The organism is Vibrio sp. JPW-9-11-11, assembly GCF_013369335.1.
Classification (GTDB): Bacteria; Pseudomonadota; Gammaproteobacteria; order Enterobacterales; family Vibrionaceae; genus Vibrio.
The window spans coordinates 1-523 of record NZ_SZQJ01000034.1 but is presented as its reverse complement, the minus strand read 5'-3'; the positions used below and the strand labels follow the sequence as shown (position 1 = coordinate 523).

3 tRNA genes are annotated in these 523 nt (G+C 49.3%); all 3 read right to left on the bottom strand.

The features are described from left to right. Window positions 1–50: 50 nt before the first annotated feature. Window positions 51–127, bottom strand: a tRNA-Arg gene (locus FCU94_RS15885). A gap of 64 nt (window positions 128–191) precedes the next feature. Further along, window positions 192–268, bottom strand: a tRNA-Arg gene (locus FCU94_RS15880). Window positions 269–333: 65 nt separating this feature from the next. Continuing rightward, window positions 334–410 (bottom strand) — tRNA-Arg (locus tag FCU94_RS15875). Window positions 411–523 lie beyond the last annotated feature (113 nt).

The window sequence follows — 523 nt, the reverse complement described above, 5'->3', positions numbered from 1 at the left end:
GACTTATGTCTATATCAGGATCGCTTCTGTATGAAGCTAACCCTAAAAAGTGGCGCGTCCTGGAGGATTCGAACCTCCGACCGCCTGGTTCGTAGCCAGGTACTCTATCCAGCTGAGCTAAGGACGCGCAAGTTTCGATATCAACTTTGTCGATATCAGGATCGCTTCTGCATGAAGCTAACCCTAAAGAGTGGCGCGTCCTGGAGGATTCGAACCTCCGACCGCCTGGTTCGTAGCCAGGTACTCTATCCAGCTGAGCTAAGGACGCGCAAGTTTTGATATCGACTTGTGTCAATATCAGGATCGCTTCAGCATGAAACTAACCCTAAAAAGTGGCGCGTCCTGGAGGATTCGAACCTCCGACCGCCTGGTTCGTAGCCAGGTACTCTATCCAGCTGAGCTAAGGACGCGCTATGTTCTCGAAAACGAGAATTGTGAAGTATATCACACTGTCTCTTTGGAACAACAGGGCTTTAAAACAAAAAAATTGGCCATAAGCCAATTAATGGCGGTGAGGGAGGGA